The sequence below is a fragment of the Streptomyces sp. Tu6071 genome (assembly GCF_000213055.1).
Lineage (GTDB): Bacteria > Actinomycetota > Actinomycetes > Streptomycetales > Streptomycetaceae > Streptomyces > Streptomyces evansiae.
Genome location: NZ_CM001165.1, coordinates 5,640,607 through 5,667,135, shown reverse-complemented (window position 1 = coordinate 5,667,135; position 26,529 = coordinate 5,640,607). Strand labels below are relative to the sequence as shown.

Here is a 26,529-nt window from a genome sequence, read left to right as displayed (position 1 = left end):
AGCAGATGAGCACACCCGTGGAGACCAAGGTCACCGCTCTCGCCCGCCGGTGGCGGCTGGAGGTGGATCTCGGCACGGACACGACGCCGGACTGGCAGCCCGTCATGGGCGTGGCGGAACTCCAGCCCTCCGCCGAACCGAATCTTGAGGACTCCAGCGACTACGACTCGGACGGCTGGGCGGGCAACACCAAGACGGGCCAGAGCTGGGAGCTGTCCGTCACGATCAACCGCAAGATCAACGACCTGCAGAAGACGTACCACCCGACGCACGAGGCGCTGCGCATGGCGAGCTTCGCTTTCGGGTCCGCCTCGTACGTGCACGTCCGCTACTACGACCGCAACGGGCTCCCCGAGGCGTACGAGGGCCGCGCGCTCGTCGAGTGGGCGCCGTCCGGGGGCGAGACCACCGACCTTGACCAGGTCGAGGTGACCCTCACCGGCGACGGTCCGCTGCTCCTCATCGACAACCCGCTCGCCGACGAAGAGGAGGGCTGACGTGGCACAGGTCTTCGAGGCCCTCGACACCTTCCTTGACGACGCCCTGGAACTGCCCGTGCGCGGCACGGACGGCGTGGAGCGCACGTACCGCATCCCGTCGCCGTCCGCCGAGGACGGGCTCCGCGTCGAGAAGATCACCCGGGCCGCCGCACGGATGCTCCAGGACGGCACCGAGCCCGACGCGGAGAGCCTGTCCGACGACGAGGAGCGGGACCTGTACCGGATGCTCCTCGGCCCGGTGCATGACGAACTGCTCGCCGCGACGGACTGGGCGCGCTTCAAGCACACCGCGCTCACCGTCATGTTCTGGGTGACCGCCGATCTCGACACCGCCCGCACGTACTGGGCCAGCGGTGGCGACCCTTCTCAACTGGCCCCGAACCGGGCGGCACGTCGCCAGGCAGCGCGAGGCTCCTCGGAGTCGGCTGCGGCGAGTACGACCCGGTCACGGGGCTCTACGAGTGGTACGAGGGCGGCGTCACCCCGCAGCGGCAAGGCCAAGGCCGCGCCCCGCAAGTAACCCTCGACGGTCTCCTGGAGCAATGGCCGCTCGTCGAGGCGGACTTCCAGGAGACGTACGGCCTCGACCTCTCCGAGCCCGGCCTCCTCCGCGCCCGCTCCTGGCGCTGGCTCCGCGTCCGCATGTGGGGCCTTCTCTCCGCCGAGTCACGGATCGCACGGCACTTCCAACCCCCCGAGCCTCCCGCGAGGGGGCGTACCGCCAGGAGGTGACCGCCGTGGCCTTGACGATCGGCGAGCTGACCGGCTTGATCAGCCTCGACGACCGGGGCGTCGCGCCCGCCCTCCGCCGCACCGAGAACGCGATGCGCTCCACCGGGCGGCAGATGGCGGGCGACGCCGACGAGGCCGGGCAGCACGCGGGGCAGGCCCTCGGCGACGGCGTTACCGAAGGCGCGGACGGGCGGCTCCGCAACGCGCGGGGTCGGTTCGTCGCGGCCGGCCGCCGGATCGGCTCCGATGTCGGCGACGGCGCGGCGGACGGCGCCGAGGAGGGCGGCGACCGCGCGGCCGGGGCACTCTCGGGCGCGCTGTCCCGTGTGAAGGGGCTGGTGATCGGCGGGGCGATCGGGGTCGCGCTGATGGCCGGGCTCTCGCAGGCGATGGAGCAGGGCCAGATCGCCGGGCGGTTGGGCGCGCAGCTCGGTACGACGCCGGCGGTGGCGCAGCAGTACGGGCGGATCGCCGGGCAGCTCTACGCGAAGGGCGTCACCGAGGACTTCCAGACGGCGGCGGACGCGATCAGCGCCACGATGCGCGCGGGGATCGCTCCGCCCGGCGCGACGAACGCGCAGCTCGAATCGATCGCTACGAAGGTCGCCGACCTCGCGCAGACCTTCGAGCTGGACCTTGGGCAGACCGCGAACGCGGTCGGGCAGATGATCAAGACCGGTCTCGCGAGGAACGGGGCCGAGGCCCTCGATGCGCTGACCGCCGGGCTCCAGAAGATGGGCCCGCGCGCGGACGACATCGCCGACACCTTCAACGAGTACAGCACCATCTTCCGGGCGATGGGCTTGTCCGCCTCGCAGGCCACCGGGCTACTCAGCCAGGGCATGAAGGCTGGCGCCCGGGACACCGATGTGGTCGCCGACGCGATCAAGGAATTCCAGATCCGGGCCACGGACGGCTCGACGACGTCGGCTGCCGGGTTCAAGGCGCTCGGCCTGTCCGCGAAGGACATGACGGCCCAGATCGCGAAGGGCGGCAAGGGCGCGTCGGACGGCCTCCAGACCGTCCTCGACAAGCTCCGCAACATGAAGGACCCCGTCGACCGCAACGCGGCGGCGGTCGCCCTCTTCGGGACCAAGGCCGAGGACATGGGCAAGGCCCTTTTCGAGCTGGACCCGTCCAAGGCCGTGTCCGATCTTGGGCAGGTCGGGGGCGCGGCGGACCGGATGGGCAATACCCTGCGGGACAACGCTGGGGCCCAGCTCATGGCGTTCCAGCGGGGGTTGAAGCAGAAGCTCGTCGACGTCCTGGGCGGCGAGGTCGTCCCGGCGTTCATGAGCGCGTACGGCTTCATCCAGCGGCACAGCACGGTCTTCAAGGTAGTCGCCGGCGTGGTCGCGAGCGTGCTCGTGCCGGCGCTCGTGCTCATGGGCGTGACCGCGACGGTGTCCGGCGCGCGTACGGCTGCGGGCTGGGTCCGATCCGGGGCGGCGGCGACGCGGAGTGCGGCAACGCAGGTCGCTGCGGCTGCGCGCACGACGGTGGCGTGGCTGGGCATGGCGGCCCGGGGCACGGCGGCCTTCGCGCGGATGGCAGTCGGCGCGGTCGCGTCGGCCGCCCGTACGGCCGCCGTGTGGGCGGCCTCGGCGGCGCGGATGACGGCGACGTGGCTGGTCTCGATCCTCCGTGTCGCGGCGACGACGGTCGCGCAGTTCGTGCTCATGGCCGCGCGCGCGGTCGCGTGGGCTGCGGTGATGGCCGCTCAGTGGCTGATCGCGATGGGCCCGGTGGGCTGGATCACGGCGGCGGTGATCGCGCTGGTGGTTCTGATCATCGCGAAGTGGGACACGATCAAGGCGGCGACACTCGCGGCGTGGAACTGGATCTGGGCGAAGGTCCAGTGGGCCGCGAACGCGCTGGTGCAGATCTTCCTGAACTTCACGCTTCCGGGCCTGATCATCAAGCACTGGGACTCGATCCGGAGCGGCGCCGTGGCGGCGTGGAACGCGATCGTGGGCTGGCTGCGCGGCGTGCCGAACATGATCTACCAGGCGTTCCTCAACTTCACGCCCATCGGGCTGATGATCAAGCACTGGAACACGATCAAAACGAACACGATCAGCCGCGCGCAGGCGCTCGTGTCGTGGATGCGGGGCCTGCCGGGACGCATCTCCGGGGCACTCGGCAACATGGGCTCGCTCCTCGTCTCGAAGGGGCGCGCGGTCGTCCAGGGGCTCTGGAACGGGATCAAGAGCATGGGCGGGTGGCTTCGCGGCCAGCTCGTCTCCTTCGCGAAGAGCGCGATTCCGGGGCCGATCGCGAAGGCCCTCGGCATCCACAGCCCCTCACGCGTGATGGCCGACACGGTCGGGCGGTTCATCCCGGCCGGGATCGTGCAGGGCATCGAGTCCGGACAGCCCGCGCTCGACCGGACCATGGCCGGGCTCGTCTCCACCCCGCGCCCCGGAGCCCCCGGTGCCAGCGCAGGTGGAGGCATGTCCGGACGGTCCGGATCGGCGTCCGGATCGGCCGGGCCCGTCATCCAGATCCGCAGCGATGGCAGCCGCATCGGGGACCTCTTGGTCGAGGTTCTCCGGCAGTCCGTGACCGTGCGCGGTGGCAACGTGCAGACCGTCCTCGGAAGGGGCTGACCTTGTTCCCGAACGATCCGCTCGATGTCCGCGTCGAGCTGAAGACCGGCACCGCGTGGACGGACATCACGAAGGACGTCTACACCCGGGACGCGATCACCCACACCCGGGGCCTGCGCAACGCGGGCACGAGCGCGGACCCCGCGAGCGTGCCGCTGACGATCAACAACCGCGCGGGGAAGTACAGCCCGCGCAACGCCATGTCGCCGTACTACGGGCTCATCGGCCGCAACACGCCCGTGCGCCTCACCGTGCCCGGCGCGCCCGTTCACCTCGCCGTGGACGGCACCCCGGACACCCGGCTCTCCACCCCGTATACCGCCGACCTCACGACGGACGCCCTCGATGTGCGGGTCGATGTGGAGCCCTACGGCTGGGACGCGACGACGACGCAGCAGCACCTCATCTCGATGTGGGACGAGACGGACCCCGCCCTGAGGGCGTGGGAGATGTACCTCTACTCCGGGTTCCTCTACCTCGTGTGGACCACCACGGACGGCACGGTGTGGAACTACGGGTGGGCCCCGCCGGCGGAGCTACCCCGGAGGGCAGTTCTGCGCATCACGCACGACACGACCGATACCGGGCTGAGCCGCGTCCGCACCTACTGGTCAGCTTCGATGGACGGCCCTTGGACGAGGTTCGGCCGCGACGTCCTCCTCTCCCGGCCCACACCGATCCGAGCGGCGGCGGTCCCCCTCACGATCGCCCGCCGCGGCCTCACCGGCGCCATCTACCGCGCGCAGGTCCGCTCCTCCGAGGACGGGCCGATCCTCGCGGACCTCGACCTCACGACGGCGCAGCCCGGCGCGACTTCGCTCACCGACGAGACCGGGCGCACCTGGACCGCCTCGACGGCGACCGCCGTAACGGACCGTTGGCCGCGGTTCGTGGGAGAGGTCTCAGAGTGGCCGCAGCGATGGACCCCCGGCGAGCACGACGTGTGGACGAGCGTGGAGGCGGCCGGAGTGCTACGCCGGTACGGGCAGGGCGTGAAAGCCCTGGACTCCCCGCTTCGCCGCCGCATCCCGTCCGGCTCCCCGGTGGCGTACTGGCCGATGGAGGACGGGCGCGAGGCCACGCAGGCGTACAGCCCGATCGCCCGCGTGCAGCCCCTCATCCTGGCCGGCGCATCGATGGCGGCCGACGACACCCTCGCCGGATCGCTGCCCGTGCCGACCTTCTCAGGCATCGCGTCCTTCGGGCAGCAGGTCCCGCGTGGGCCTGATGGGGACTGGATGGTCAGCTACGTCTACCGCATGGACACCCCACCCCCGGGGAAGTTCCGGGCGCTGGACGTGCAGACCACAGGCGTAGCCCGGCGGCTCACCTTGGATGTCGCGTCCGACCGGTACTGGTTCACGGGGCACGGAGCACTGGGGCAGCAGCTCTTCCAGCTCTACCACACGATCCGCAACGCTGATTTCTTCCAGACCTGGAACCGCTTGGAGATCACCGCCCGACTTCGGGGGGCGCAGACCGAGTACCACCACGGATGGATTCCCGTGGAGAACGCAGTGGGGACCGGGAACGAAGCCCTCGTCACCGGTGCGCCCGGGCACGTCACCAGCGTCGCCATGAGCGGAAACGTCGGCGATACCGGGGGTATCAGCCTCGGGCACCTCGCCGTGCTGCCCTCCGCTGACACCAGCCTCTACGACCGCGCCGACTCGGCGTACGCGGGCGAGAGCGTCCGTACCCGCATGACGCGCCTCGCCCTCGAGGAGAACATTCCGCTGTCCTTCGAGCGCGGCTTCGGCACGCCGCAGATGGGCGGGCAGACCGCCGACACGCTCCTCACGCTGCTCCAGAGCGGCGCCGAGACGGACGGCGGGCGGCTGACCGAGGACCCGGCCCGGATCGGGCTGCGGTACCGGGAGCGCGCGACGCTGTACACGCAGGAACCCGCGCTCACATTGGACTACCAGGCGCCGGGGCTGGCGCCGCCGCTGGAGCCGGTGGACGACGACCAGGACGTGCGCAACGACATCACCGTGCAGCGCGCGGGCGGCAGCTCGGCGCGCGCGGTGCTGGAGACGGGTCCGCTGTCCGTGCAAGACCCCCCGGCGGGGATCGGCCGGTACGACGAGTCGGTCACGCTCTCCCTCTACCGCGACGATCAGCCTGCGGACCATGCGGCGTGGAGGCTGCACCTCGGGGCGTGGGACGGCGCTCGCTACCCGGCCGTACGGGTCCTGCTCCACAAGGCCCCGTGGTTGATCCCCGCCGTTCTGCGGCTGCGCGAGGGCGACCTGCTCCGGTTGGCAAACTTGCCGGGCTGGATCTCCCGCGAGCCCGTAGACCTCATCGTCGAGGGCTGGACGGAGACCTTGCTGCCGCGCCGGTGGGAGATCACCTTCGTGTGCTCGCCCGGCGGTCCCTGGATGACCGCGATCACCGACCACCCGACGTACGGGAAGGCCGGCACGGACGGCTCCGAGCTGGCCTCCGCGCTCACCGCCACGGCGACCACGGTCCGGGTCCGTACGACGGACGGGCCCCCGTGGACGACGGACCCGGCGGAGATGCCGGTGGACATCGCGATCGGCGGCGAGACCATGCGCGTCACCGCGATCGGCGAACCGGCGAGCGGCGTGCAGGACTTCACCGTGACCCGCTCCCTCAACGGCGTCGTGAAGACGCACGCCGCGGGGGCATCCGTGGCGCTCGCTCACCCGGCGATCGCCTCCCTCTGACCTCGAAGGAGGGCTCCGCATGGCGGACCCTGTGATCTGGCAGCCCGGCATGGACATCACCGCCGGCCGTCTCGCGGCGATGGCGGCGGGCGAGATGATCGTGGTGACGCAGCTCGGCGCGGACTCGTCCGGTGCGTCGGACTCGGCGCCGGGCATCCAGGCCGCGTTGGACCAGGCGCGCGCGCAACGTGGCGGGTGGGTGCTGGTCCCGCCGGGCACGTACATGATCGGCTCGACGCTGCGGATCTACTCGAACACCCGGCTGACCCTCATGGCGGGCGCGGAGTTCCGCCGGAACGTCGCCGACACGATGATCATCAACGGGGACGCCGACCAGAACAAGGGCGGCTACACCGGCGAGAGCCGCATCACGATCGAGGGCGGCCTGTGGAATATGAGGGGCACGACGGCGGGCTTGACCGGCGACGCCATGTGCATCTCGATCGGGCACGCCACGGACATCACGATCCGCGACCTGGAGGTGCGGGACGTCAGCGGGTACCACGCGATCGAGCTGAACTCGACCTCGCACGGCCTCGTCGAAAACTGCAAGTTCCGCGGCTACGTCGACAACTCGGCGGACCAGAGCCGGAGCTTCTCGGAGGCCGTGCAGCTCGACCTCGCGAAGTCGGTGGGGGTCTTCGGTGGCTTCGGCCCGTACGACCACACGCCTTGTGAGGACATCTTGGTCTCGGGCTGTCACTTCGGCGCGAGCGGTACGTTCGGCACGACGGCCTGGCCGCGCGGAGTGGGCTCGCACTCGGCGACGATCGGGCGGTGGCACCGTCGTATCCGCATCGCCGACAACTCCTTCGAGGGCCTCCTCCAGTTCGCGGTGAGCGCCTACAACTACGAGGACACCACCGTCTCGGGCAACACGTTCGTGGGCTGCGGCTCCGGGGTCAGGCTCCGTACGGTGATCTTGACGGACACCGAGGACACTAAGGACACTGCGGGCAACCAGACCGGCGCCTCGCAGCAGATGCGGAACCTCGCTGTCGTCGGCAACTCGTTCCGGGGCGGCACCGGGTACGACAACGTGATCGTGGCGCTCGGCGAGACGTCGGGCACCGTGCTCAACGTGACGATCGTCGGCAACACGATCGACGGTTCGGGCGGCACGGAATCCGCGATCCGCCTCCAGCGGGTGTCGCGCGCGGTCGTCGGCGACAACGTCGTGGCGAACAGTTCGGGGACCGGGATCAGTACGTCGTACCAGAACAACACCGTGATCAGCGGCAACGTGATCTGGGGCGCGGGCGCGTACGGGATCACGATGGACAACTCGGACAACTCGCAGATCATCGGGAACTCGGTGCGGGACCCGCAGCAGTCGGGGATCTTCGTGAACGGTCCCGGCAGCGACATTCAGATCAGGGACAACTTCGTGGACGGGGCCAACCAGGGCGGCGCCACCTCCTCGGTCCCGGCAGCGATCCGGCTGTCCACGACGGCCCTCAACGCCTGTGCGATCACGGCGAACAAGTGCAGGCCCGGAGGCGCGTCGAAGCCTGCGAGGAACGGCCTGTACATCGCGGCGGGGCACACGGGCATCCAGCGGTTCGGGAACGACATGCGCGGGACGTGGGCCACGGCCAACGGGATCGACGATCAGTCGACGTCGCCGCAGACGGTCGCCACGGACATCCAGTAGCCGCGCTGCTCTTCCACCACCACCGCCCCGCCCGCGTGCGGGGCTTCGTCACGTCTGGAGACACGCATGATCACTGGCCAGGACTGGGCGAGCTATCAGCCCTCCTCGCCCTCCACGAAGGGCATCGACTTCGCCATCATCAAGGCGACCGAGGGCACGTCCTACACCAACCCCCGCATGACCTCGCAGGCCGCCACTGCGCGCGGCGCCGGTCTCGTCGTGGGCTTCTACCACTTCCTACTCCCGGGCAACGTCCAGGCCCAGGCCGAGTACTTCGCCCGGCAGGCGGCGAGCCAGGAGTACGACATGCTCGTCTGCGACTGGGAGTCGAGCGCGCACGGCTCGCCCACCTGCGCGGAGAAGGACCAGTTCCTCAAGGCCGTGCAGAAGCTCCGGGGCTCGAACCACCGCGTGCTCCTGTACTGCAACCGCGACTTCTGGGTGAACAGGGACACCACGTCGTTCGCCGCCGATGGCCTGTGGATCGCCGAGTACAACGGCCGTCCGGGCAAGCCGTCGATCAAGGCGCCGTGGCTCATCCACCAGTACACCGACAGCCCCGTCGACACGAACGTCGCCAACTTCGGCAGCCGCGCCGAGCTGCGCGCGTGGGCCCGCAAGGGCGCTGGCGACGGCGGCCAGGAGCACGAGGCCGCGAAGCCTCCGGCGAAGCCCAAGCCCGCGCCCGCCGCGAAGCCGAGCACGTACCGGGTACGCGCGGGCGACACGCTCTCAGGCATCGCCTCGAAGCACGGCACGACGGTGTCCAAGCTCGCCGCCCTCAACGGCATCGCCAACCCGAACGTGATCCGCGTCGGCCAGGTCCTCAAGCTCACCGGCTCCCCGGCCGCGAAGAGCACCACGTACCGCGTGCGCGCCGGGGACACCCTCTCCGGGATCGCCGCCGCGCATGGCACCACCGTGGCCAAGCTCGCCAAGGCCAACGGCATCAAGAACCCCGACGTGATCCGCGTCGGCCAGACGCTCAAGATCGTGAAGTGAGGAACCCATGGCTGAACCCGTAGAGACGAAGGTCAAGTTCGCGACCGTCGCCGCGTACCTCGCGAGCACCGGCCTCCTCGCCGTACTCACCGCCGTTCAGGACCACGCCGGGCTCGTCGCCGGGCTTCCGGACGCCCTGGAGCCCTTCGTGCTCGCGCTCGTGCCCACCGCGATCACCGGCGTCGCCGGGTGGGCCGCGCGCCACACCCCGCGCGGGTACGACATCCCCCCGGCGAGCCGGTGACCGACACGGCCGCGCCGCCGCCCCAGCACTGGCGGCGGCGCGCCTTCCTCGCGACCCTCGGCACCGGCTGGGCCGCCTACGGGGCGATCGGCGTGCTCGGCGACCCGTCGTACTCCCGCTCGCGCGGGCTCACCGCGATCACCGCGCACGTCCCCATGGGCGTCCTCGGCTGGGTGTGGGTGGGCTGCGGCGCGCTCGCGCTCGTTGCCGCGGCCCGGCCGTGCTGGGCCCGCCTGCACGACCTCGGCTTCGCGGCGCTCGCGGCGCCGGCCGCGCTGTGGGGCGCCGCGTTCACCGTCGCCGCGGTCACCACGTACCGGCAAGCCGCCGGGTCCGCGTGCGGGTGGCTCGCCTTCGCGCTCGGCGTGGTCTGGGCGGCCGGGATGGACGACCCGCCTCCGGCAGAGAAGAGAGAGGAGGGCGGCACGTGGACATCGGCGCCGTAGCCGCCGCAGTCGTCGCGCTCGTCGTGGGCCTGCTCACCTGGAGCCAGTCCCGCGCGACCAACAGGCGGTCGGATTTCACCGCGATCACCGAGAGGTTGGACCGCGAGCTGCGCGACGAGCGCACGCAGCGCCGCGTCCTCACGAGCTACGTGATCGAGCTGTGGCGCTGGGGCGGGCGCGTCGGCCCGGACACCCCGGCCGGCCCGCCTCCGGACCCGCCCGCCGACCTAGACCTGACTCCCTGGCGCCAGTAACTCGCCCCCGCATCCCCGCCTTCTGCGGGGGTGCGGGGGCATGGGCGCGTTTTCAGCCGAGACCGCAGGAGATTCCTCTCGGTTCCTGGGACACGCAGGAACCCTGCGCCCTAGGCTCACCCTCAGGCGGTGACTTGTCACTGCATGCATACCTCTGATCGCACACACGATCACGAATCGGAGGTATGTGTGAAAGGAACAAATAAGCCGTCGCGCTGGAAGCGCCTGCTGCGCATGCTGCTGGCGCCATCATGGCGGCGCTGGGCCCGGAGGGGCCTGGTGCTCGGGTCATTCCTGATGTCAGCAGTTCGACTAGTCCTCGACCTGCTGAGGCGCTGACCCGCACCGGAGACCACCTCCGGAGCCAACTCACACTGCAGGGGGTGCGCGTAGCGCGCCCCCTGCTTCTTTACCCACCCTGGTTGCACCAGGGGGCCGATTAGAGGCTAGACCAGCGTGAGTCACTCGCGCAGGAGAACCTCGTCGCGCACGAAAATCGCTCAGGGGATGCGCAAAACGTTGCACGCTCCTCGCTGCGAGAAACCCATGGTGGCGGCCCAATCGCACCCATGGGTCACCAGTTGTTATCGCAGTACGCAGTCCAGCTAGGCGCTCCGTTCGCGGCCGACCCTGCGGTCTAGGTCCACTGACTCACGTGAGTCGGTGCCAAGGGCGGAACAACTCATGTTCAATGGATGGTCAAGGGAGAGGCAATGTGGTCCCAAGAAAATATTGCCAAGTCACCCCAACCAGCCCAGCGCGGCGTCGGGCCGGCAGTGATCGCACGCCTCGACACCCTCGGCAAGCGCCCGCAACGTCTGGTCGCGGGTGATCCCGCGCGAGCGCTTCCCGATCATGTGGCAGCCCCCTAGGTGCACGAGGATCGGCCGCCGGTCCTTGCCGATGGACAGCTCGGCGACCCACTCGGGTGGGGTCGGGCGGCTCGCCTCGCGTGCGGCGACCGCCCGCTCGCGTTCCTCCTCGACGGCGATCCATCCGGCGATCTGCGCGAGGGATGCGCGCGCCTGCTGCTCAACGACGCGGTACGCGAAGCGGAGGAGATCGAGACGGCTGGGTTCGGACACGCGTTCGATAATAGGTTCGAACGGAACCCGAGCTTCTGCCGGGTGAGGCGCCACACTGAGACTGGCTCGCCGCGCATCCCCCGTCGCGGCGGGCCACTCCACGTCCGCGTGCCTCCGCCGACGCCAATCTGACCCGCCTTCCCTGCCATGCGCGGGAAGGGGAACTTTCCGTTGCTCGCGCGTTGCTCGGGCTCAGCGTTCCGCCGAGCAGAGGAGCAATTCTCAGCAATCGCCCCCCGCTGCCGCTCATTTCGGAGCATCCTGAGCGGACGTTCAGCCGACACGAAGGAAGCAGACATGACGCTGCGGTTCATCGGCACCACCAGCGACAACGGCGGTTGCCCCACGCTCTACGAAGTCGTGGAGACCGGCGACATCGTGGTCCAAGGCGATCAGCTCACCGACCCCAAGGACCTCGCACAGCTCCGCGACGTCAAGGACAGTGAGACCTTCGTCGTGATCCCGCGCGAACTGCTCACCCGCTTCGCGCCGAAGGAGTGACGTGGCCGACCTCCTCCCGTTCACAGAGGTCGCTCACCTCTTCCAGGACTTCGAGCACACCGCCTGGAGGCTGGAGTCCCAGCAGGGCTACGCCTCCGATCGGGAGAGAGCCCGAAATGGGCCCGCTGGAAGGCAGGGCAGGACCTTCTAGCCGAACCCGCCGACGAGTGGCGGCTCAACGTCGCCAAACAGGTGGCCCTCGGGAAGCGCTTCGAGCGCGTGCGCATCTTGGACGCACCTCCGACCGAGGGGCAGCGGTTCCTCCTCGCCAGCGGTCTCGGCAACGTCGCGGCAGGTGAGGACATCCGTAACCTCGACCGCCTCACTGCCGCGCGGCTACGCCTGCCCACGGAGGACTTCTGGGTCTTCGACTCCCGCCTCGTTGTCCGCTTCGCGTTCACGGAGGCGGGAGAGATGCTCGGCGTCACCACGACGGAGGCGGCCGAGGACGTGCTCCAGGCGTGCCAGGTACGCGATGCCGCCTGGCATCACGCGGTCCGCACCGCCGAGTACCAGAGCCGGGTACCGTCTGACGCGTGAGCGCGACGGACTTCCAAACCGGGCGTGAGGCCCTCGGTGCGCGGCTGCGCGAGCTGCGCACCGAGGCCGGCCTCCAGGGCAAAGACCTTGCCGCCCTCCTCGGCTGGCAGAGGTCGAAGGTCTCCCGGCTGGAAACCGGCAAGCAGACCCCCACCACCGATGACCTCGCCGCCTGGGCACAAGCCACAGACGAGACGGCAGCATCGGACCTCACGAGCCGCCTACGGGGTCTGGAGTCACAGCACCGGTCCTGGCGCCGTCAGCTCACGGCTGGCCACCGGGCCGTCCAGGACCGCTACGTCTCCACCTACCGTGCAGTGCGCGCCGTGCGCGGGTATGAGGCAACCGTCATTCCGGGGCTCGTCCAGACCGCGGACTACGCACGCGCCCTGTTCGCGTGCAACTCGCAGCTCCACCGAACGCCGCCGGACGCCGAGGCGGCGGTCAACTCCCGGATGGCCCGCCAGGCGGTGCTCTACGAGCCGGGCCGCACCTTCCGCGTCCTCATCTGGGAGGGCGCGCTCCACGCCTTGATCTGCGAGCGAGAAGCCATGGCGGCACAGCTTGACCGGCTTGTCAGCCTGATCGGCCTGCCCAGCATCGACCTAGGCATCGTGCCCCTGGGCGCCCCCATGCCCTTCGCTCTCAAACACGGCTTCTGGATCTACGACGAGGCCCGCGTCATCGTGGAGACGATCAGTAGCGAACTGACCCTGGAATCGGACGACGACCTCAGCCTGTACGGGCGCGTCTGGGACCAGCTCTCCGAAACCGCCGCTCGCGGTACGCAGGCACACCGCCTGATCGCGCGCGCCAGGGCCTCCCTGGGGCCCGCGTAGCAGCAATCCGCACAACCCCCGCGCCCGGTCCGCAATCCGGCGCAATCGCCGCGCGAGCGCGCAACCCCGCCGCCTACGGTCCGTGTCATGGCAGTCATCCGAGGTGAGATCGGGCGCCAGTGGCTCACGCACACCGTGGCGAATCCCCAGCAAGCACTGCGCACATGGCAACGCGACGACCAGCTCGTTCCTGTCCCCTCCACAGGGGCGTGGCGTGTCGTTGAGGCCCCGCTCTACTCGAGCATCGACGCGATGTGCGCCATCCGCCCCACGGGCGCGCTCGGTCCGGTCCTCGCCTCCGTGCGCGAACCGCTCGCGTGGTGGCTCGTGCCGGCCGACGAGGCGGACGACCTGGCGGACCTTCGGCAGCTCACCGTGCGCCCGCGCGGGTGGGTGCTCGACTGCCCGCATGAGGGCATCGGGAGTGAGGGGCGGCTCTGGCTCGAACCCCCGGACGGAAGCGGGCGGCTCACGCCCGCGCCCCAGCTCGGCGCCGCGTTCGGCCCGGCCGGGGTGATGGCACGGTGAGCATCCACGTGGACGAGGGTCTCCTCCCGGCCGTCGAGACGCTCACGGCGGAGCAGCGGCGCGGCGCCGCCTGCGTGTGGTGCGAGACCCCGCTCCAGCCCGGCATCGACGACGTCGACCTCGGCGCCCGCCACGCCACCGCGCACGCCCCCGCCTGGTTCCCCCGCGGCTGCCGCCGCTGCTGCTACGGCAGGGACGACCGATGACCGCCAAGCTCGGCCGCACGATCGCCTGGTGCGCGTGGCACCGCGACCTCGCCAACGACGTCGCCCTCATCCAGCCCGCACCCGAACCCGCCACCGACCCCGGCGGCGCCCTCTACGCCTGCCGCCGCTGCCGCGAGACGTACCGCCTCACCCCCTGGGAGGACCGACCGTGAGAACCCGCACCTGCGAGCGCTGCGACCGGCCTTTCGAGCCCGGCCAGGAGGTCGAGTCGATACCCCGCGACGCGATCTCCGGAGCACGGCCGAACGCCTATGTGCACCGGATCTGCCCGCCGCGACACGAGCGGCTGCCGCGCGGCCTCCCGACCATCCCGGCCACCCCCCGCCGTGGGTAGGGTTGCCGACGCCCCGCCCCGAGAAGAGGACCCGACCATGCGCCCCGAGCAGCTCCAGGACTACGCCCTCGACCTCGCGAAAAACGCGCCCGGCGTCACCCGCGTGCAGACCCTCGCCGAGGCCGGAGACACCAAGCACCCCTACGGCCTCGCGGTCAGCCGCGGCAAGGAGGAGCGCTGGCAGTTCATCGGGCAGCTCGCCCCCAACGAAAAATTCGACTCCCCGGCCGCGCCCGTCGAGGGCACCCCGGCCTCCGGCCCCGCACCAGCCGGGGACGCGGGCGCTGAGGAGTGGCTCGCCGGAATCCTCCTCGCCGCCGAAAATCCCGAGATCGCCTCCGTCACCCGCTGGTCCACCCGCGAGGGCGAACGACCCGGGAACTACGGCCTCACCGTCGACTACCACAACGGCGCGAAGACCTTCATCCGCGCCCTCTGAGCTTCGTCGCACCGCCAGGGCCCGGCCGCGCGACGGGGAAACGCACCACCACAGGAAGCACACCAAGCCTCTCAGGAGGACGCATGCCTGTACGTGCCCGACGACGCGACTTCGATCCTGGACGCTGCTACGGCACCTGCCCCGTCTGCGGCCAGATCGTGGGCTCCCAGACCGGCGAGCCGACCACCATCCACCAACCCCCGGGCGACCGCAGCACCTGCCCGGGCAGCAACCAGCCCGCCCTGTAGAAACACCTCCTGACTCCCCGCCCCACGCCCCGTCAAGGGCGGGGACGGAGCCCCGGCCGGGATCGGTCCCGGCCGGGGCTTCACCTCACGAGGTCCGCAAGCGGCCGACCGAGCGCGCGGGCGATGAGGAGGAGGTGGTCCAGAAGCGTGCTGTGGGTGCCGCCCTCGGTTCGCACGATCGTCTTCCGGTCGAGGCCGGTGCGCTCCGCGAGGGTCTCCTGCGTGATGGCCGCCTCCAGGCGGGCCGTGCGGATGCGGTCGCCGACGGCGCGGCGCTGGTCGAGGACCCAGGCGGGGGGCGGTTCTGGCGGCACACAGCCACGCTCAGCCGCCGGTCACAGCATGTCAGTACCATCGGTGGTACATCTGCCATCCGATCGGGTGACACCAGGGGCATATTCGTGCCGGGTGTGCAAGATCGTGTGACGGTCGTACCGGAAGCTCGCCCGCTGTGCGTCGGTCGCGCGCGGGCGGGGATGGCGCCGCGGTGTACACGCGTCCGCCGAAAGGCGCCATCTTGCGCTCTGCTTCGGTCAGAGCGAACCGCCCCACCCCGGGCTTGGGGTGGGGCGGTCTACATTTGTCGCCAGGCCCCTCGCCGAGTCTCGCGGCGAGGGGCCGGCGCCTGCGGGTCGGGCCTCCCCGCCCGGGTCCGCAGGACGATGACGAGCACGCGTCTGGCGCGCGAGGGGAGTCGCGCCAGCCCTCGTCGGTGCTCACTCTATGCGGTCGGCCGCCTGGGTCCAGTCCCTCATACGAGTGACGCGGGTGGGGATGTGGACTCCATGTGGATTCTGGGCACGAGAAGGCCCCCCAACCCTGGTGAGTTGAGGGGCCGAAAGCAGGGCCTGACCTGCCGTTTATCCCGAGTGGGCGCGGACGGTTTCGAACCGCCGACATTCGCCTTGTAAGGGCGACGCTCTACCCCTGAGCTACGCGCCCGGGTCGAGCCGACAGCCTACCTTGCCCCGGGCGGGGGCCGGGACAGGGTGCGGTGGGGAAAACCCCCGGGTGGGGACGGGGGGTCGCGTCATCGTGGGGAGGGGGCACGGATTCGTACCGTCGGGGGTAACGACGGCGGACGGGGGCGGCGGAATCATGCGGCGAGTGCGTGCGGTGGCGGCGGTGGTGCTGGGGGCGGGGCTCGTGGCGGGGCTCGGGGGGTGTGCCGACGCCTCCGGCGCGAAGGCGGAGCACCGGGCCTGGGCCTTCGAGGGGAAGCGGCTCACGGTCGACGTGGACGACGCGGCGCTCGACGTCGTCGCGGCGGACGTCGAGAAGATCGAGGTCACGCGGCGCCTCGCGGGGCACGTCGTGCTGGGCGAGGGGCCGAAGGCGAGCTGGGCGCTGGACGGGGACCGGTTGCGCCTGCGGGCCTCGTGCTCCGGGCTCCTCACCGACTGCGACGCGCGGTACGAGGTGAAGGTGCCGCGCGCGCTCGCGCTCTCGGTGCGCGGCAAGGACGGCGCGGTGCGCGTCTCCGGGTTCCGGACGGCGGTCGAGGCGCGGGTGGAGGACGCCTCACTGCGGGTGCGGGACGTCTCGGGGCCGCTCGACGTGCGCAGCACGGACGGGAGCGTCGACGCGCGCGGGATCGGCTCGCGCACGGTGCGGATGCGGAGCGCGGACGGCTCGCTCCACCTCGTGGCCCGTACCGCGCCCGCGCTCGTCGACACGGACTCCAGGGACGGCTCGACGACCCTGGAGCTGCCGGGCTCGGTCGCGTACGACGTGCGGACCGAGGTCGGGGACGGGAGCACGCGCGTCTCGGTGGACCGTACGGAGGACGGCGCGCACAAGGTACGGGCGCACAGCGCGGACGGCTCCGTCACGATCCGCGAGGCGCGCTGACGGCCGGGCCGCACCACGCGCCACAACCGGCACCCGCTTCCGCGAACTTTTCCGCCCGCGCGTTCGTCCTCCTGGATGGGAGAATGAAACGAGCAAGCGAGACGCGGCACGGGAGAGGGATTGTGACGGCGACACCTCGGCGGTCGTGCACCGGACGGGCGGCACGGCGGCCCGGGTCAGGTGCCGCTCCGGCACGGTCCGGGGCCCGCCCCGCGCGTCCCCAGGCCCGCCCGGCCCCGTCGCCGCTGCGCGAGCTCCTGGCGCTGAGCCTGCTCCCTCTCCCCCTCCTCCTCACGCTGCCCGGCGCCCTCACCGGAGGTGGGGGCGGTTCGCGGCGCTGGTTCGGGGGCGGCGGGCGCGGCGAGAGCAGACGCGCGGAGGCGCAGGCCGCGAAGGACGCCGCCGCTAACGCCTTCTACGAGCTGGACACCGCGCAGCGCGATCTGCGCATCTCGGTCGAGACGATCTCGGCCGTCGACGACTCCCCCGCCGGGCGGCGCGCGGTCTCCGACTTCGCCGCGCTCGGCCGGAAGATCGACGAGGCGAGCGGGACGTACATCGCCGCCGTCGACGCCGTGGACCTCGACCGCGACGAGCTGGACGGCGCGGCGGCCTCGCGGGCGCGGCGCGCGCTGGACGGGGCGAAGGACGAGCTGACGCGGGTCAAGGCGGACCTCGACCGGTTCGCGGAGAGCCTCGGGCCGCTGCTCGGCAAGGCCGAGACGCAGCTCGCGCGGCTCGCGCCCGCCGTCGAGCGCGCCAAGCAGTCGCTGCTCGCCACGACGAGCGCGCTCGACACCGTACGGGCCCAGGGGCTGCGCGCCGACGACCTCGCGGCCCGGCTCGCGGCGCTCGCCCCGGAGCTGACCCGGCTCAACGAGGGCGCCGCGCGGCACGGCGTGGCGGAGACGATCCAGCGCGCGGACCGGGTGCGGCGCGAGGCGGAGGCGCTGCGCGCGGAGGCGGAGCGGCTGCCCGAGCGGGCCGGGGAGATCGACCGGCGGCTCGTCTCGCTGCGGACCAGGGCGGAGGCGCTGACGACGCGGAGCGCGCAGGTCGAGCCGGTCCTCAGCGAGCTGCGGCGCAGGTTCACCGCGCCGTGCTGGCAGGACCTCCAGCACATCCCGGAGGAGGCGGCGAAGCACGTGGCGCAGGCGGGCACGAAGCTCGCGGAGGCGCGGCAGGCCCGCGAGGCGCAGCGCTGGGCCGACGCGACCGCGCTGCTCGCCACCGTACGGGCGCTGCTCGACGAGACGGACGAGGCGGTCTCGGCCGCCGGGGACCGGCTGCGGCAGCTCAACGAGGTCGCGAAGGACCCGCAGCGCGAGATCGAGCGGACGCGGTTCGCGGTACGGGACGCGCAGCGGCTCGCGATGACGGGCCGCCAGACCCCGGACCCGCGCCACGCCCGCCCGCTCGACGACGCGGTGGCGCGCCTGGACCGGGCGGTGACGGCCCTGGAGGGCCACCACCCGGACTACTGGCAGTTCCTGCGCGAGACGGAGGCGGTGCGCGGGACGGCCGCGCGAGTCGTGGAGCTGATCCGCGAGGAGCGCGGCGGGAGCTGAGGCGGGACGGGGTCGGGGGCCCTCGGGGGCGGTACGGCGGCGGGGGCCTCGCGGCGGTCCGAGCGCGATGGCCGCGCGGCGGGACGGGCATGGGACCGCTCGCACCGCGATCACAGGTTCGGCGCGGCCCGCGCGGCGGTCACGGGTTCAGGGCGGCGCGCACGGCGGTCACGGGTTCGGGGCCGCCCGCGCGGTCTCCCTCCCTCTCCGCCTCCGCCCGTACCCTGTGCGCATGCCTCGATACGAGTACCGCTGCCGCGCCTGCGGCGACACCTTCGAACTGAACCGTCCCATGGCCGAGTCGGGCGCTCCCGCGAGCTGTCCGGCGGGGCACCCGGACACCGTCAAGCTGCTCTCGACCGTGGCCGTGGGCGGCCGGACCGCGGGCGGTGCCGCGCCCGCGCCGCAGGGCGGGGGCGGCGGCTGCTGCGGGGGCGGCTGCTGCGGCTGAGCGGCCCGCCGGGAACGGCCCCGCCGAGCGGCCACCGGGCCCCGAGCCCGGCGAGCACCCCGCCGAGCCCCCCGCCGGGGGCCGCGTCGGCCGAGCGGCCCCCGGCGCCCCGCTACTCCCCCGCCGCCGCCTTCAGGAACCGGCGGACGAGCTCCTCGCCCGCCGCGGCCCCCACCTCCTCCAGCGCCGTCACGCCCTCGTGCCGCCAGTCCTGGTCGGCGAGTTCGCCGTGGCCCGGACGCCAGGCGCGGTCGGCGGCGGCGAGGAGGTCGGCGTCGAGGAGCGAGTCGCCCGCCGCGAGGGTGAGGCCCGCGCCCGTGCGCGCGGCGACCTCGTGGAGGGCCGCGCTCTTGGTGAGGGCGCGCGGGACCGCGTAGAGCTTGCGGCCCTGGAGCGAGAGCGTCCAGCCGTGCTCGTGCGCCCAGGCGGCCGTCTCGTCGAGCCAGTCGGCCGGGAGGAGCGCGCGGTCGACGACGAGGTAGGCGAAGAGGTCCTCAGCGACGCGTTCCTTGAGGAGCCACGTGGGCTCCGCGCCGTCGAGCAGACGCTCGCGCATCGCGGCGAGCGGGGCGGAGTCGGCGACGGCGCGCTCCACGCGGCGGCTCCAGGCGGCGTCGTTCTCGCCGTCGACGAGGATGCGGCCACCGTTGGCGCAGATCGCGAAGCGGGGCGGGGGTCCGGGGAGGTGGACGCGCGCGTACTGCGCGGGGGTGCGGGTCGTGACCGGGACGAACACGGTGCGCGCGGCGAGTTCGGCGAGCAGCGCGGCGGCGGTCTCGGTGACGTACGAGAGCGGCAGGCCCTGGTAGACCTCGACGCACAGCAGCCGCGGGGCCTGTTCGTCGGGGCCCGTGAGGGCGAGCGCGCGCGCGGAGTAGATGAGGGTGCGGTCGAGGTCGCTCGCGACGAGGACACGGCTCATGCGAGGTTCACCGCCTTGCCGTCCGCGCCCGTGGCGCCGCGTGTGTAGCGGGGGTGGATGAGCCCGACGCACGTGTACGGGAGGTCGTCCGTCTCCTCGACGGGGACGCCGCGCTGCTCGGCGAGGAGCCTGATGTGGTCGAGGTCGGCGCCCGCGTCGCGGCGCGCGACGATGCGCCACGGCACGCGGCGCAGCAGTACGCGCGTGGTCTCGCCGACGCCCGGCTTGACGAGGTTGACGTCGTTGATCCCGTACTCCTCGCTGAGGCGTTCCACCGCCCGCCAGCCCTCCCACGTCGGCGCGCGGTCGCCGGCGGCGAGTTCCTTGACGCGCTGCCCGACGGCGTCGGCGACCTCGCCGAAGCGGTCGGCGACCGTGTCGACGAAGGCGTTCGAGACGTCCGCACCGGCGAGTTCGCGGTAGAACTTCGCGCCGTGGAAGTCGTCGGGGCCGACGAGGTCGGCGCGCAGCACCGTCCGGGATATGAGCCCGGAGACGGTGGAGTTGAGGCACGCGGACGGGATGAGGAAGTCCTCGCGCGTGCCGTAGGTGCGCACGCAGGAGCCGGGGTCGGCGAGGACGGCGATCCCGGGGTCGAAATCGGGGAAGTCCTGGAGGGCTTCGGCGAGTTCGCGTGTGATGGCGCCCTTGCCCGTCCAGCCGTCGACGAAGACGACGTCGCGCGGGTCGTGGTGGGCGGCGAGCCAGCGCAGCGCGTTGGCGTCGATGCCGCGCCCGCGCACGATCGAGACGGCGTAGTGCGGTACGTCGATGCCGTGCCGTTCGCGCGCCCAGCGCCGCATGAGCACCCCGACGGGGGTCCCGGCGCGGGCGAGCGAGACGAGGACGGGGCGCGGGGAGCGCTCGGCGAGCACGGTCTCGGTGACGGTGCCGACGGCGGTCGCGACGCGCGCGGCGGAGGCGTCGAGCGCGTCGTGGTAGAGCCGCTGGTAGGCGGGGGTGGGCTGGTACTCGACGGGCAGCGACTCGGCGTAGTGCGCGCCGCCGCTCTGGATCGCCTCCTCGCGCTCCTCGGTGGGGGCTTCGAGCGGGGTGTCCGAGAGGTCCTGGAGCAGCCAGCCGACGTCGTCGGCGGGGTAGCTGGAGAAGGCGGGACCGCGGAGCGGTTCGGGGAGCAGGGTGTCCTCCGGTGCGGTACGGGGGTGGGGCACGCGGGGCGCGTGGTGCGGGAGCGCCGCGTACAGGAGGCGGGGGGTGTGCCCGGCGAGGGTGTCGAGGAGGCCGCCCGGCGCGCGCAGTGCGGGGGTGTCGCCGGCGGCGTCGGTGACGAGGAGGAGCGCGTCGAAGCCCGCGCCCGCGACGTTGTACGTGTAGCGCGGCCCCGGGCCGTCCGCCGGGTCGTCGTGGGCGGGGAAGGTGAGGGCGGTGCGGATCGCGTAGCCGGGGTCGTCGACGGCGAGGACCGGGGAGCGGGTCGTGGTCGAGAAGCACACGTCCCACTCGGGCGCGGCCGTCTCGACCGCCTCGGCGAGGCGCAGCGGGGCGTACATCAGCTCCTCGGTGCCGAGGACGAGCAGCCGCCCGCCGCCTTCGGGGAGCGCCGCGCGCACGTGCTCGGCGAGGGCGGGCAGCGCGGCGTCGAGCCGGTCCCTGTCGGTGGGCGCGAAGCCGTGCCGACCGCCTTCGGGGAGCCCGGCGGGCCAGTCCAGCTCCAGGCGCAGGGGCGTCGCCCGCGACCGTACGGCCTCGGCGGTGCGCTCCCGGTCGGCCTGTCGTGCCTCCTCGGCGGCCACGAGCGCGAGTCCCCGGTCCAGTACGTCCGGGGGCAGCTCGACGTGTCCGGCGACGGCGGCGACGAGGTCGACGCGGGCGTCCAGCTCGGTGGCGAGGGCGTCGAGGCGGGCGCGGTCGGCGGGGCCGCGCATGTCGGTGAGGGCGACGACGACGTAGCGGGTGCGGGGGCGCAGGGCGTGCAGCTCGCGCAGCGTGTTGATGACGGTGGACCCGGTCGAGAACTCGTCGTCGACGAGGACGAGCGGCCCGGGCGCGGTGAGCAGCGCCGGATCGGCGGGGAGCAGGAGGTGCGAGGTGGCGTGCGAGTGCGCCTCCTCGAAGCCGCCGACGGGGGTGACGCCGGGGACGGGGCGGCGCGTGGAGTGCAGGTAGGCGGCGGTGCCGATGCCGTCGGCGACGCACTGCCCGAGCCCGGTGGCCGTCTCGGCGTAGCCGAGGACGACGGCCTCGTCCGCCGCCGGGCCGAGGAGCACCCGGACCTCGCGGCCGAGCGCGCGGCCGGTCTCGGCGACGACGCGCGGGGAGCGCGGCACGTGCTTGCCGAGGACGTGCGAGACGAGGAGGTGGGCGCGCTTGGGGTTGCGGCGCAGCGCGAGGCCGAGCAGGTCCTCGATGCCGGGGGCGCCGCTCAGCCGCACGCCGAGGCGCTCGGCGACCCAGCTTCCTGTCCACACCACGTGTTCGTCTCTTTCGCTCGGTCGCAGGGGGCTGCGCGCGGGGCTCACAGGGCGTCCTGCGGGGTGACGGCGGCGAGGAGGTCGACGAAGCCGACGTCCTCGCGGGCGACACCGAAGGCGTCCGCGCGGCGCAGGATGCGCTCGGCCCAGGCGCGGTGCGGCTTCACCTCGTTCATCTTGTTCGTGTACGCGGAGCGGAGCACGCCGCCGCCGCCCCGCTCGGGCCGCAGGATGTCCTCGGCGTCGCTGTACTCCTCGTGCGTGACGACGGAGAGGGCGTGCACGGGGGCGACGTGGCTGGGGTGGATGCAGGTCTTGCCGAGCAGGCCGTTGGCGCGGTCGAGGGCGATCTCGCGCAGCAGTCCGTCCATGTCGCGCTCGATGAGCGCGTCGCGCAGCTCGTCGGCCTCGCCGCCGACGAAGGGCGTGCGGCGCAGTTGCGGCTTGAACATCCGCTCGGCGACGGGGAAGTACTCCCAGACGGGTCCGGTGATGGTGAAGCCGGTGCCGTCCGCGCGGCCGAGGACGTTGACGACGTCGGCGATGACGGAGGCGACGATGCGGACGTCGTAGGCGGTGAGGTCGGCGGGTCTGCGCAGTCCGTAGGCGGAGCAGAAGTCGGTGACGCCGAGGCGCAGGGCGAGGACGCGGTCGCGGTGGGCGCGCACGGTGCGCGCGATTCCGGCCAGTGCCTCGTGGCGGGTCTCCACGTGGAGCAGTTCGGGCGATTCGAGGACGGGCATCGCGTAGAGACGGTGCCCGGCCGCGCTCTCGGCGGCGGCGAGGGCGTCCAGGAAGGCGAGTCCGCACTTCTCGGTGAACTTGGGCAGGACGAAGCCGCTGAGGACGCGGAGCGAGGGGCCGAGGCGGCGGGCGAGATCGCTGAGCTGCTCGGGCGTGCGGACGCGTACGAAGAGCAGCGGGAGCGCGTCGGCGGGCCCGGCGGCGAGGACGCCGAGCTGGTGGACGAGGTTCCGCTCGGCGGCGGGCACGTCCTCGTCGCTGATGGAGTCCTCCAGGCACAGCACCATGGAGACCGTCCCGCGCGCGGCCTGCTTGCGCACGTCGTCGGCGAGCCGGGGGCGCGTCGCCGGCGTGTACAGGGTCGCGCCGAGCGCGGTCGCGAGGAACTCCGGCGGCGAGTCCGCGGCGAAGGCGCGCGGTTCCCGGTGGAAGAGCCGGGCGCGCTCCGCCGGGGCGATGTGCCCGAAGTGCTGCATCTGACCCCTCAAGTGGAAGAAATGTTCGAGTAGAAGTGACCGGTAATAGTACGTACGAGCTGACCGGAGTGGTTCCCTCGGCCCGTGAACTTCTGGTAACCGGGGGTGGGCGGATCGATACGGAAGGGGCGCTCACCCGTGCGGCGCGGGAGCACCCGCGTTGTCCCCGGGTACCCCGGGAAGGCAGGATGAAGGTATGACGCACGCCATGCTGAAAGGCTCGAACGTCCCGGTCGAGGCGGCGGCGGTCCGCGCCGTCGTGTGCTGGTCGCCCAGCCCCGAGGTCTCGGTGGTCGACGCCTCGGCGCTGCTGCTCGCGGCGGACGGACGCGTGCGCTCCGACGACGACTTCGTCTTCTACAACCAGCCCCGGCACCCTTCGGGGACGGTGTGGAGCCTCGGGAAGCGGCGCCTGGGCAGCAGCATGCGGGACACGATTCAGGCCGATCTGGCGCGCGTGGACACGGAGGTGGAACGGGTCCTGCTCGTCGCCTCGGCCGAGAGCCTGCCCTTCGAGGGCGTACGGGACCTGCGCCTGCTGCTGCTCGACGCTGCGGCCGGGGAGAACGCCGAGCCGTACGCGTCCTTCGAGATCCGCCCGGAGACGGGCGCGGAGACGGCGCTGATCTGCGGGGAGCTGTACCGCAGGGGCGGCGAGTGGAAGTTCCGCGCGCTCGGCGAGGGCTACAGCAACGGCCTGATCGGCCTGGCGACGGACTTCGGCATCACGGTCGACGAGTCAGCGGCCCCCGACCCGGCCCCGACCCCGGAACCGGCCCCCGTCCCCGCCCCCGCGCCCGTCCCGGCCTACGGCTACCCGCAGCCCCCGACGGCGCCCCCGGCCCCGTACGGCTACCCGCAGCAGCCCGCCCCCGACCCGTACGGCCACCCGCAGTACGAGCCGGACGAGGGCCTGCCGCTGATGGGCCCGCAGTTCCTCAGGTGAGCGGTCCCGGGCAGCCCGCGCGCGAAGAACGGGCAGCCCGCGCCGCGAGGGGCCATCCCCTCCGGCGATCGAGGAGCGGCGTCCGGGGCGGAGCCCGGAAACCAGGCGGGCCCGCACCCGACGCCCGCCCCCGCGACCCGCGTCAGCGCCCCGCCTTCGACTTGAACCCGCGCCCCCACTGCAGGCCCCACCCGTAGAGCCGGTCCAGCTCCGCCTGGAAGCCGTACACGAACCGCACCTCCCGGTGCACGATCAGCTCGCCCTTCACGTTCTCGATCCTCAGCACGGCGCACGAGCGCGCCTCCGGGGCCCGCTCGTCGAGGTCGATGACGATCTGCCGGCCGCTGCTGGGGTAGAGGGTGACCTGCGCCTGCGTGCGGTCGAAGGCGGGCGTCTGGTCGTAGATGTAGACGAAGACGAGGAGCCGCTTGAACTCGTCCTTCTGGTCGAGGTTGAGGTACATCGTCTCGCCGGACGGGGCGCCGAAGCGGTCGTCGCCGCTGAGCTTGAGGTAGGGCGGCTCGTTGAGGTCGCCGAGGAAGCCGCCGAGCGGCTGCACGACGCCCTTGGTGCCGTCCTTCAGCTCGTAGAGGCAGCCGAGGTCGAGGTCGACGTTGACCATGGACTGCGTGTGCGCCTGGACGACGTCGGGCTGGAAGAACTTGAGCGGGTTGCGCCAGCCGCTCCGCAGCCCCCGCAGCCCCCCACCGGGGCGCCGCTCGCCGAAGTCGCTCGTCCGCATCCGCCAGGAGAGGTTGACCCGCAGGTTCCCCGAGACGGCGCCCTCCTTGGAGAGGGAGACCGTGGGGTGCCGTTTGGTCAGTTCGATCGCGCTGCCGCTCGTGTTTCCGCTGTCGAAGGCGGCGGCTCCGCCCCGCAGCCCGTCCAGGAAGGCCATGCCCACACACCTCTGTCGTCCCGTCGTGACCAACGCGCGTGGGGGCGGTCCGAGGTGTCCTCGGACCGCCCCCACGAAGAGGGTGCCCAGCGCGCGGGGCCCGTTACACCAGGGCCCGCGCTTCGGCCGTGACCTGGCCGAAAGCGCGCGGCCCGGCTGTCTCCCGGGTCCCGCGAGGGCTCAGACGGCGACCTTCTCGGCCTCGTGTCCCTCCTCCGCCGCGATGCGCTTGTTGCGCCGTACCGAGGACCAGAAGGAGGCGGCGATCAGCACGACGCCGATGAGGCCGGTGACGACCTCGGGGATCTCGTACCGGATGGTGACGAGGAGGAGGACGGAGAGGGCGCCGATCGCGTAGTGCGCGCCGTGTTCCAGGTAGACGTAGTCGTCCAGGGTGCCCTGGCGGACGAGGTAGACCGTGAGCGAACGGATGTACATCGCGCCGATGCCGAGGCCCAGCGCCATCAGGATGATGTCGTTCGTGATCGCGAAGGCGCCGATGACGCCGTCGAAGGAGAAGGATGCGTCGATGACTTCGAGGTAGAGGAACATGAAGAAGGCGCCCTTGCCGGCGAGCGCGACGGCGGAGCGGGACGTGCCGCCCTTGACGGCCTCCTCCTCGCGCTCCTCCTCGCGTTCCTCCTCCTCTTCGAGTTTGTTCTCGAAGAACCCGGAGAGCCCGCCGACGATGAGATACGTGATGAGCCCGGCGATCCCGGAGAGCAGGACCGTCTCGGCCTTGTCGACGTGGCCGCCGCCGTGCACGTGCGCGTGCGTGGCGACCGTCATGGAGGCGATGAGCAGCAGGATCAGGGCGACGCAGACCGACAGCATGTCGACCTTGCCGAGCTTGGCGAGCGGGCGCTCCAGCCAGCCCAGCCACTTGATGTCGTGGTCCTCGAAGATGAAGTCGAGGAAGATCATCATCAGGAACATCCCGCCGAAGGCCGCGATGGCCGGGTGGGCGTCGGTGACGAGCGCCTGGTAGTGGTCCTTGTTGTTGATCGCGAGGTCCACGGCGTCGACCGGGTTGATCTTGGCGGTGACCGCCACGATCAGGACCGGGAAGACGAGCCGCATGCCGAAGACGGCGATCAGGACGCCGACGGTGAGGAAGATCTTCTGCCAGAAGGCGTTCATCTTCTTCAGGATTCCGGCGTTGATCACCGCGTTGTCGAAGGAGAGCGAGATCTCCAGGACCGCGAGGATCGCCACGACACCGAAGGCGGTCCAGCCGCCGTAGAAGGCGGCGGCGACGAGCCCGAGCACGGTGATCCCGAAGGACCAGCCGAAGGTTTTCAACAGCACTGCGTATTCCCCATCGTTGGAGGGCCCCTCCGGACCTGTCTGGAGGAGCACTCCC

28 protein-coding genes, 1 tRNA gene and 1 pseudogene are annotated in these 26,529 nt (G+C 72.0%); 22 read left to right on the top strand and 8 right to left on the bottom strand.

Annotated features, from left to right (window positions below; translation table 11 throughout):
• Window positions 1-5: 5 nt before the first annotated feature.
• From STTU_RS23720 to STTU_RS23680, 9 genes are all read left to right on the top strand, one after another.
• A complete protein-coding gene (locus tag STTU_RS23720) occupies window positions 6-497 on the top strand; it encodes a phage tail tube protein (RefSeq protein WP_043256115.1) in 492 nt (163 codons plus the stop codon).
• Between the two features lies 1 nt (window position 498).
• Window positions 499-1,020 (top strand): DUF7426 family protein, encoded by a 522-nt coding sequence (locus tag STTU_RS23715; RefSeq protein WP_007827551.1) that lies wholly within the window; start codon window positions 499-501, stop codon window positions 1,018-1,020.
• Window positions 1,021-1,237: 217 nt separating this feature from the next.
• Window positions 1,238-3,841 carry a phage tail tape measure protein gene (locus STTU_RS23710; protein ID WP_043257688.1) on the top strand — a complete coding sequence of 868 codons (2,604 nt, stop codon included), beginning with the start codon at window positions 1,238-1,240 and terminating at the stop codon, window positions 3,839-3,841.
• Between the two features lie 2 nt (window positions 3,842-3,843).
• Window positions 3,844-6,537, top strand: coding sequence for a hypothetical protein (locus STTU_RS23705; RefSeq protein ID WP_007827547.1), 2,694 nt, complete (start codon window positions 3,844-3,846; stop codon window positions 6,535-6,537).
• A 19-nt stretch (window positions 6,538-6,556) separates the two neighbouring features.
• Window positions 6,557-8,191, top strand: a complete 1,635-nt coding sequence (locus STTU_RS23700) for a right-handed parallel beta-helix repeat-containing protein (RefSeq protein WP_007827546.1) — start codon at window positions 6,557-6,559, stop codon at window positions 8,189-8,191.
• Window positions 8,192-8,257: 66 nt separating this feature from the next.
• Window positions 8,258-9,193, top strand: coding sequence for a LysM peptidoglycan-binding domain-containing protein (locus STTU_RS32500; RefSeq protein ID WP_007827545.1), 936 nt, complete (start codon window positions 8,258-8,260; stop codon window positions 9,191-9,193).
• 7 nt (window positions 9,194-9,200) lie between these two features.
• Entirely contained in the window at window positions 9,201-9,437 is a 237-nt protein-coding gene (locus tag STTU_RS23690; RefSeq protein WP_007827544.1) for a hypothetical protein, read from the top strand.
• Window positions 9,434-9,883, top strand: coding sequence for a hypothetical protein (locus tag STTU_RS23685; RefSeq protein WP_043256112.1), 450 nt, complete (start codon window positions 9,434-9,436; stop codon window positions 9,881-9,883). The genes STTU_RS23690 and STTU_RS23685 overlap by 4 nt, the downstream gene beginning before the upstream one ends.
• Window positions 9,865-10,137 (top strand): hypothetical protein, encoded by a 273-nt coding sequence (locus STTU_RS23680; RefSeq protein ID WP_010264041.1) that lies wholly within the window; start codon window positions 9,865-9,867, stop codon window positions 10,135-10,137. Before STTU_RS23685 ends, STTU_RS23680 begins: the two co-directional genes overlap by 19 nt.
• Window positions 10,138-10,877: 740 nt before the next feature.
• Here STTU_RS23680 and STTU_RS23675 read toward each other — a convergent pair.
• Window positions 10,878-11,222 (bottom strand): DUF6233 domain-containing protein, encoded by a 345-nt coding sequence (locus tag STTU_RS23675; protein WP_007827540.1) that lies wholly within the window; start codon window positions 11,220-11,222, stop codon window positions 10,878-10,880.
• Between the two features lie 297 nt (window positions 11,223-11,519).
• Between STTU_RS23675 and STTU_RS23670 the strand changes: the two genes are divergently transcribed.
• From STTU_RS23670 to STTU_RS35020, 9 genes and pseudogenes are all read left to right on the top strand, one after another.
• Window positions 11,520-11,723: a hypothetical protein gene (locus STTU_RS23670; RefSeq protein ID WP_007827539.1), complete on the top strand. Its 204-nt coding sequence runs from the start codon at window positions 11,520-11,522 to the stop codon at window positions 11,721-11,723.
• A gap of 1 nt (window position 11,724) precedes the next feature.
• Window positions 11,725-11,796, top strand: a pseudogene (locus STTU_RS36225) (hypothetical protein); the annotation flags it as partial.
• Entirely contained in the window at window positions 11,787-12,263 is a 477-nt protein-coding gene (locus tag STTU_RS35645; RefSeq protein ID WP_324607908.1) for a DUF6879 family protein, read from the top strand. The pseudogene STTU_RS36225 and the gene STTU_RS35645, both read left to right, overlap by 10 nt.
• The gene (locus STTU_RS23660) at window positions 12,260-13,102 is read left to right on the top strand and encodes a helix-turn-helix domain-containing protein (RefSeq protein WP_043256110.1); all 843 of its coding nucleotides are present in this window, start codon (window positions 12,260-12,262) and stop codon (window positions 13,100-13,102) included. Before STTU_RS35645 ends, STTU_RS23660 begins: the two co-directional genes overlap by 4 nt.
• A gap of 87 nt (window positions 13,103-13,189) precedes the next feature.
• Window positions 13,190-13,630 (top strand): hypothetical protein, encoded by a 441-nt coding sequence (locus tag STTU_RS23655; RefSeq protein WP_043256108.1) that lies wholly within the window; start codon window positions 13,190-13,192, stop codon window positions 13,628-13,630.
• Window positions 13,627-13,836 (top strand): hypothetical protein, encoded by a 210-nt coding sequence (locus tag STTU_RS23650; RefSeq protein ID WP_043256106.1) that lies wholly within the window; start codon window positions 13,627-13,629, stop codon window positions 13,834-13,836. The genes STTU_RS23655 and STTU_RS23650 overlap by 4 nt, the downstream gene beginning before the upstream one ends.
• Complete coding sequence (locus STTU_RS35025; protein ID WP_007827535.1) at window positions 13,833-14,009, top strand: hypothetical protein; 177 nt, start codon at window positions 13,833-13,835, stop codon at window positions 14,007-14,009. Before STTU_RS23650 ends, STTU_RS35025 begins: the two co-directional genes overlap by 4 nt.
• A gap of 219 nt (window positions 14,010-14,228) precedes the next feature.
• Entirely contained in the window at window positions 14,229-14,630 is a 402-nt protein-coding gene (locus tag STTU_RS23645) for a hypothetical protein (RefSeq protein ID WP_007827534.1), read from the top strand.
• 83 nt (window positions 14,631-14,713) lie between these two features.
• Window positions 14,714-14,878, top strand: coding sequence for a hypothetical protein (locus STTU_RS35020; RefSeq protein WP_007827533.1), 165 nt, complete (start codon window positions 14,714-14,716; stop codon window positions 14,876-14,878).
• 80 nt (window positions 14,879-14,958) lie between these two features.
• On the opposite strand, the gene STTU_RS23640 is transcribed toward STTU_RS35020, so the two are convergent.
• On the bottom strand, window positions 14,959-15,192 hold the full coding sequence (locus STTU_RS23640; protein ID WP_010264020.1) for a helix-turn-helix domain-containing protein: 234 nt from the start codon (window positions 15,190-15,192) through the stop codon (window positions 14,959-14,961).
• Between the two features lie 556 nt (window positions 15,193-15,748).
• A tRNA-Val gene (locus tag STTU_RS23635) sits at window positions 15,749-15,820 on the bottom strand.
• A 156-nt stretch (window positions 15,821-15,976) separates the two neighbouring features.
• On the opposite strand from STTU_RS23635, the gene STTU_RS23630 reads away from it, so the two are divergent.
• From STTU_RS23630 to STTU_RS23620, 3 genes are all read left to right on the top strand, one after another.
• Window positions 15,977-16,729: a DUF4097 family beta strand repeat-containing protein gene (locus STTU_RS23630; protein ID WP_007827532.1), complete on the top strand. Its 753-nt coding sequence runs from the start codon at window positions 15,977-15,979 to the stop codon at window positions 16,727-16,729.
• 122 nt (window positions 16,730-16,851) lie between these two features.
• Window positions 16,852-18,297, top strand: a complete 1,446-nt coding sequence (locus STTU_RS23625) for a hypothetical protein (RefSeq protein ID WP_007827530.1) — start codon at window positions 16,852-16,854, stop codon at window positions 18,295-18,297.
• 232 nt (window positions 18,298-18,529) lie between these two features.
• Window positions 18,530-18,748 carry an FmdB family zinc ribbon protein gene (locus STTU_RS23620; protein WP_007827528.1) on the top strand — a complete coding sequence of 73 codons (219 nt, stop codon included), beginning with the start codon at window positions 18,530-18,532 and terminating at the stop codon, window positions 18,746-18,748.
• Between the two features lie 112 nt (window positions 18,749-18,860).
• Here STTU_RS23620 and STTU_RS23615 read toward each other — a convergent pair whose 3' ends face one another.
• The 3 genes from STTU_RS23615 to STTU_RS23605 are packed head-to-tail and all read right to left on the bottom strand — an operon-like array spanning window position 18,861 to window position 23,322.
• Window positions 18,861-19,670, bottom strand: a complete 810-nt coding sequence (locus STTU_RS23615) for a hypothetical protein (RefSeq protein ID WP_043256103.1) — start codon at window positions 19,668-19,670, stop codon at window positions 18,861-18,863.
• A complete protein-coding gene (locus tag STTU_RS23610; RefSeq protein ID WP_007827524.1) occupies window positions 19,667-22,102 on the bottom strand; it encodes a phosphoribosyltransferase in 2,436 nt (811 codons plus the stop codon). Before STTU_RS23610 ends, STTU_RS23615 begins: the two co-directional genes overlap by 4 nt.
• 44 nt (window positions 22,103-22,146) lie before the next feature.
• Window positions 22,147-23,322 (bottom strand): HpcH/HpaI aldolase/citrate lyase family protein, encoded by a 1,176-nt coding sequence (locus STTU_RS23605; RefSeq protein WP_007827523.1) that lies wholly within the window; start codon window positions 23,320-23,322, stop codon window positions 22,147-22,149.
• Window positions 23,323-23,518: 196 nt separating this feature from the next.
• On the opposite strand from STTU_RS23605, the gene STTU_RS23600 reads away from it, so the two are divergent.
• Entirely contained in the window at window positions 23,519-24,268 is a 750-nt protein-coding gene (locus STTU_RS23600) for a TerD family protein (protein ID WP_043256101.1), read from the top strand.
• 142 nt (window positions 24,269-24,410) lie between these two features.
• Here the strand turns inward: STTU_RS23600 and STTU_RS23595 are convergent, their stop codons facing one another.
• Together STTU_RS23595 and STTU_RS23590 are read right to left on the bottom strand one after the other, a co-directional pair.
• Window positions 24,411-25,166: a hypothetical protein gene (locus STTU_RS23595; RefSeq protein WP_007827520.1), complete on the bottom strand. Its 756-nt coding sequence runs from the start codon at window positions 25,164-25,166 to the stop codon at window positions 24,411-24,413.
• Between the two features lie 180 nt (window positions 25,167-25,346).
• Window positions 25,347-26,474: a DUF475 domain-containing protein gene (locus tag STTU_RS23590; protein ID WP_007827519.1), complete on the bottom strand. Its 1,128-nt coding sequence runs from the start codon at window positions 26,472-26,474 to the stop codon at window positions 25,347-25,349.
• Window positions 26,475-26,529: the final 55 nt, after the last annotated feature.

Excerpts from the sequence above, each read along its gene's own strand:
- STTU_RS23700 (WP_007827546.1), top strand. The coding sequence starts at position 6,557 with ATGGCGGACCCTGTGATCTGGCAGCCCGGCATGGACATCACCGCCGGC.
- STTU_RS23600 (WP_043256101.1), top strand. The coding sequence starts at position 23,519 with ATGACGCACGCCATGCTGAAAGGCTCGAACGTCCCGGTCGAGGCGGCG.
- STTU_RS35025 (WP_007827535.1), top strand. The coding sequence starts at position 13,833 with ATGACCGCCAAGCTCGGCCGCACGATCGCCTGGTGCGCGTGGCACCGC.
- STTU_RS23690 (WP_007827544.1), top strand. The coding sequence starts at position 9,201 with ATGGCTGAACCCGTAGAGACGAAGGTCAAGTTCGCGACCGTCGCCGCG.
- STTU_RS23655 (WP_043256108.1), top strand. The coding sequence starts at position 13,190 with ATGGCAGTCATCCGAGGTGAGATCGGGCGCCAGTGGCTCACGCACACC.
- STTU_RS23615 (WP_043256103.1), bottom strand. The coding sequence starts at position 19,670 with ATGAGCCGTGTCCTCGTCGCGAGCGACCTCGACCGCACCCTCATCTAC.
- STTU_RS32500 (WP_007827545.1), top strand. The coding sequence starts at position 8,258 with ATGATCACTGGCCAGGACTGGGCGAGCTATCAGCCCTCCTCGCCCTCC.
- STTU_RS23605 (WP_007827523.1), bottom strand. The coding sequence starts at position 23,322 with ATGCAGCACTTCGGGCACATCGCCCCGGCGGAGCGCGCCCGGCTCTTC.
- STTU_RS23630 (WP_007827532.1), top strand. The coding sequence starts at position 15,977 with ATGCGGCGAGTGCGTGCGGTGGCGGCGGTGGTGCTGGGGGCGGGGCTC.
- STTU_RS35020 (WP_007827533.1), top strand. The coding sequence starts at position 14,714 with ATGCCTGTACGTGCCCGACGACGCGACTTCGATCCTGGACGCTGCTAC.
- STTU_RS23595 (WP_007827520.1), bottom strand. The coding sequence starts at position 25,166 with ATGGCCTTCCTGGACGGGCTGCGGGGCGGAGCCGCCGCCTTCGACAGC.
- STTU_RS23645 (WP_007827534.1), top strand. The coding sequence starts at position 14,229 with ATGCGCCCCGAGCAGCTCCAGGACTACGCCCTCGACCTCGCGAAAAAC.
- STTU_RS23720 (WP_043256115.1), top strand. The coding sequence starts at position 6 with ATGAGCACACCCGTGGAGACCAAGGTCACCGCTCTCGCCCGCCGGTGG.
- STTU_RS23620 (WP_007827528.1), top strand. The coding sequence starts at position 18,530 with ATGCCTCGATACGAGTACCGCTGCCGCGCCTGCGGCGACACCTTCGAA.
- STTU_RS23670 (WP_007827539.1), top strand. The coding sequence starts at position 11,520 with ATGACGCTGCGGTTCATCGGCACCACCAGCGACAACGGCGGTTGCCCC.